At 68.5% G+C, this 4,179-nt stretch carries 4 protein-coding genes; 3 read left to right on the top strand and 1 reads right to left on the bottom strand.

What is annotated here, in order from left to right; all coding sequences use genetic code 11:
* Positions 1–259, bottom strand: a 259-nt coding sequence (locus tag AB0M20_RS30015; protein ID WP_364303681.1) for a hypothetical protein, incomplete at its 3' end; no start/stop codon positions are given.
* A 128-nt stretch (positions 260–387) separates the two neighbouring features.
* On the opposite strand from AB0M20_RS30015, the gene AB0M20_RS30010 reads away from it, so the two are divergent.
* The 3 genes from AB0M20_RS30010 to AB0M20_RS30000 all read left to right on the top strand — a co-directional run bounded on the left by AB0M20_RS30010 (position 388) and on the right by AB0M20_RS30000 (position 4,138).
* Positions 388–1,239 (top strand): NAD-dependent protein deacetylase, encoded by an 852-nt coding sequence (locus AB0M20_RS30010; RefSeq protein ID WP_364303680.1) that lies wholly within the window; start codon positions 388–390, stop codon positions 1,237–1,239.
* Positions 1,240–1,367: 128 nt separating this feature from the next.
* Positions 1,368–2,375 (top strand): LacI family DNA-binding transcriptional regulator, encoded by a 1,008-nt coding sequence (locus AB0M20_RS30005; protein WP_364303679.1) that lies wholly within the window; start codon positions 1,368–1,370, stop codon positions 2,373–2,375.
* 74 nt (positions 2,376–2,449) lie between these two features.
* The gene (locus AB0M20_RS30000; protein WP_364303678.1) at positions 2,450–4,138 is read left to right on the top strand and encodes an ABC transporter substrate-binding protein; all 1,689 of its coding nucleotides are present in this window, start codon (positions 2,450–2,452) and stop codon (positions 4,136–4,138) included.
* The last annotated feature ends 41 nt before the right edge of the window (positions 4,139–4,179 follow it).

Below are 4,179 nucleotides of genomic sequence, written 5' to 3'. Positions count from 1 at the left end.
ATGCGAGGACCAGCGCCACGGCCGGGACCGGCTCGGTCACCGTGACGGTTTCCTCCGCGGTGGTCGCGACCGGCACGGCGTCGGCCGTCGCCGGCGCGGTCACCGCGGGAACCTCGCCGGTCGCGGCCGGAAGAGCGGCAGGACCGATCAGCCCGGCGTGCGCGGCGAAGGCCAGCGCGAGCATGGCGAGCCCGGCGAGAAAGCGCAGGAGCCGCTGCCCGTCCCACAGACGGGGAGTCAGGCGCACGGCATCGACCACGATGACCAACTTACCGTTCTGCCCCCGAAATAGCACTACAGAGTCCTTCTGCCCGCTTCTGGGCGTGGACAGCTCTGCGGTGGACAGCGGTTGCGGCGGCGGCGCGGCCGGCGAGGGACCATGGGAGGGTGAGTCTTGTGCGAGAGCAGGTCGCCCGGCTGGCCGACTGGGTGTCCGAGGGCGATGTCGTCGTGCTGAGCGGGGCCGGGCTGTCGACCGATTCCGGGATTCCGGACTATCGCGGGCCCAGCGGGATGGCCCGCAAGGCGACCCCCATGACGTACCAGGCCTTCACCCGGGATCCGGTGGCCCGGCGGCGGTATTGGGCGCGCAGCCACCTCGGGTGGCGGACCATCGGCGACGCGCGGGCCAACGACGGTCACCGGGCCGTCGCGCGACTGCAGGAGCTCGGCCTGCTGCGCGGCGTCATCACCCAGAACGTGGACGGTCTGCACCAGGCCGGCGGGGCCCGCGACGTGGTCGAGCTGCACGGCAACCTGGCCCGCGTCACCTGCCTCGGCTGCGGCCTGCTCAGCCCCCGCGCCGAGCTGGAATCCCTTCTGCGCCAAGCGAATCCGCATTTCGCCCCGATCGCCGCCGAGATCAACCCGGACGGTGACGTCGAGCTCGACGACGCGGAGCTCGACGGCTTCCGGGTGGTCGACTGCACGGGCTGCGGCGGCATGCTCAAACCGGACGTCGTGTACTTCGGCGAGACCGTCCCGCCCGAGCGGGTGAGCAGAAGCTTCGAGCTGGTCGCCGGCGCACGTACCCTGCTGGTCCTCGGATCGTCGCTGACCGTGATGTCCGGGCGGCGGTTCGTGCTGCGGGCCGCGAAGGACGGCATTCGCGTCGCGATCGTCAATCAGGGTGTCACCCGGGGCGAGCCGTACGCCGGCCTGGTGGTCGACGGGCCCCTCGGAGAGGTGCTGCCGCAGGTCGCGCGGCAGGTCACCGGCCTTTACCGGCTTGAGACCTGAAGAAAGCCTTCTTCACATTGACGTGATCGGGGTCACTGCTGTTAACTGCCCGGAACCGCTCCCGAAACCGGTTCCGAAACAACCAGGACACCCGGGGGCAACACCAGTACGAGCCCTCCGGAGGACCAGTGCCGATCACCATCGCCGATGTGGCGGCCCGGGCGAAGGTCAGCAAGACCACCGTCTCGCGCGTCCTCAACGGCAAGGGTGAACTGGACGAGTCCACCGCCGCCCGAGTGCGGGCCGTGATCGACGAGCTTGGATATGTTCCCAGCTCCCGCGCGGTCGGCCTCGCGCGGGGCCGCACCCGCGTGGTCGGCATGCTCGTCCCCTCGCTGACCTGGCCGTGGATCGGCGAGGTGCTGCAGGGCGCCGTGGACGTGCTGGAGACCGAGCAGTACGGCCTGCTGCTGTTCACCTGCAACCGGGGCGAGGAGTCGATGCGGCAGTTCGGCGCCCAAGTGTCCGCCAAGTCGTTCGACGGCCTGCTGGTGATCGAGCCGGAGGGCACGCTCGACTACATCGCCACGCTGCACGCCCGCGGGCTGCCGGTGGTGCTCATCGACGACCGCGACACCCAGCCAGCGCAGGTGCCCAGCATCGGCACCACCAACCACACCGGCGCCGGAGCGGCCGCCCGGCACCTGCTCTCGATCGGGCGCCACCACCCGCTGGTGATCGCCGGGCCGGAACACTTCGGATGCACCCAGCAGCGCCTGCACGGCTTCGCGTCGGCCTACACGGAGGCCGGTCACCCGATCCCCGCCGACCACGTGCTGCCCGGCGACTTCACCATCGCCTGCGGCTTCGAGGGCGTGCAGCGAGCCCTCGACGAGGGTCTGGAATTCGACGCCATCTTCGCCCACAACGATCTCTCCGCGACCGGCGCCATGCAGGCGGTGCTGGACAGCGGCCGGCGCGTCCCGCAGGACGTGGCGGTGGTCGGCTTCGACGACATCCCCCTGGCGGCACACACCCAGCCGCCGCTCACCACCGTGCACCAACCGTTGCGCGAGATGGGCGAGGCCGCGGCACGCACGCTGCTCGCCCACTTCGAGGGCACACCCCTGCCCAATCGACCGACCGTCATTCCGGCGACGTTCATGGCCCGCGGTTCCACCACGGCCACGACCTGAGCCACGCGATAACCGCCCTCACGGGGCCACCCCCTGATATTTCCGACCCGTTCCACCGTTGAGGAGTTAATTCGATGCAGAGAAGGAAGTTGTTCTCGGTGGCCCTGGCGGGCGTGCTCGCCTCGGGCGCCCTGGCCGCCTGTGGCGACTCACCCAATGAGTCCCCGAACAACAACAGCAACAAGGCCGCCGCCACGGTGCTGACCGTCGGCATGCCGAACGGCCCGCAGACCGAGAACCACAACCCGTTCCTGTCCACGTCGGCCTCGTCGTCGCTGGGCTACAAGTGGGTCATCTACGAGCCCCTGATGATGTGGAACCCGGTGAAGCCGGCCGAGCCGTCGAAGCCGTGGCTGGCCACCGGCGCCGAGTGGGCCCCGGACAGCAAGAGCGTGAAGATCACCGTACGGGACAACGCGACCTGGTCGGACGGCCAGAAGCTGACCGCGAACGACGTCGCCTTCACGTTCAACCTGATCAAGAAGACCAAGGCGCTCAACACGAACAACACCCCGTACGGCGAGATCACCGTCGCGGGCAACGTCGTGACGATCACCTTCACCTCGTCGATGTTCGTCTACAAGGAGAAGTTCCTCGGCCAGACGCCGATCGTCCCGGAGCACCTCTGGAAGGACATGAAGGACCCGGCGACCGACACGGTCAAGAACCCGGTCGGCTCCGGACCGTACACGTTGAAGTCGTTCACCCCGCAGACCACGACGCTGGTCGCCCGAGAGAGCGGTTACTGGGGCACCGCGCCGGCCGTCAAGGAGCTGCGCTACAGCTCCCCGACCGGTAACGACGCGCAGACCACGGCGCTGGCCGACGGCTCGATCGAGTGGTCGTTCGTGTTCATCCCCAACTACAAGACGGTCTTCATCGACAAGGACCCGGCGCACTACAAGGTCTGGGCGCCGCCGGTGCTGGGCATCCACGGCCTCTACATCAACACCAGCAAGAAGCCGTTCGACAACGTCGCGCTGCGCCAGGCGATGAACATGGTCGTCGACCGCGAGGACATCTTCAACGTCGCCGAGGCCGGCTACTTCCACCCGCTGGTGACCAGCGTGACCGGTCTGCCGTCGCCGGCCGGCGACGCGTTCATCGCCGACGCCTACAAGGGCAAGAACCAGGCCGTCGACATCGAGGGCGCCAAGGCGCTGCTGACCGGCGCCGGCTTCAAGCTCAACGGCAACACGCTGAACGACCCGTCCGGCAAGCCGGTCAAGCTGACGCTGACCGACCCGGCCGGCTGGTCCGACTACCAGACCTCGCTCGAGATCGTGAAGGACAACCTGTCCAAGATCGGCATCGCCGCGACGGTCGAGAAGGCCAACCAGGACGCGTGGTTCAAGAACGTCGAGGAAGGTAAGTTCGACGCGACGTTCCGCTGGACCAACGGTGGCTCCACGCCGTTCGACATCTACCAGACGGTGATGGACGGCTCGCTGCTGCAGCCGGTCGGCAAGGCTTCCCCGGCAGGTAACTTCGGCCGGTTCAACAACCCCGAGGCCACCGCCGCGCTGACCGCGTACAAGAACGCCAGTGACGACGCCGCGCGCAAGACCGCCCTGGACACGCTGCAGAAGGTCTTCGTCGAGCAGGTTCCGATGATCCCGGTCGGCGCGGACAACATCGGCATGGCCTACAGCACGAAGAACTGGGTCGGCTGGCCCGACGACTCCAACCCGTACGGCGCCGGGCAGCCCACCCAGGCCAACGCGCTGGACGTCATCCTGCACCTCAAGCCCGCCACCAGCTGATTGCGGTCGCTCCCCGCGCTTGAAAGCGAAGCGCGGGGTGC

Origin of the sequence: Actinoplanes sp. NPDC051633 (assembly GCF_040681735.1) — a bacterium.
Lineage (GTDB): Bacteria > Actinomycetota > Actinomycetes > Mycobacteriales > Micromonosporaceae > Actinoplanes.
Note: the sequence above shows the minus strand (reverse complement) of the source record. Positions and strands in the feature narration are given on the sequence as shown.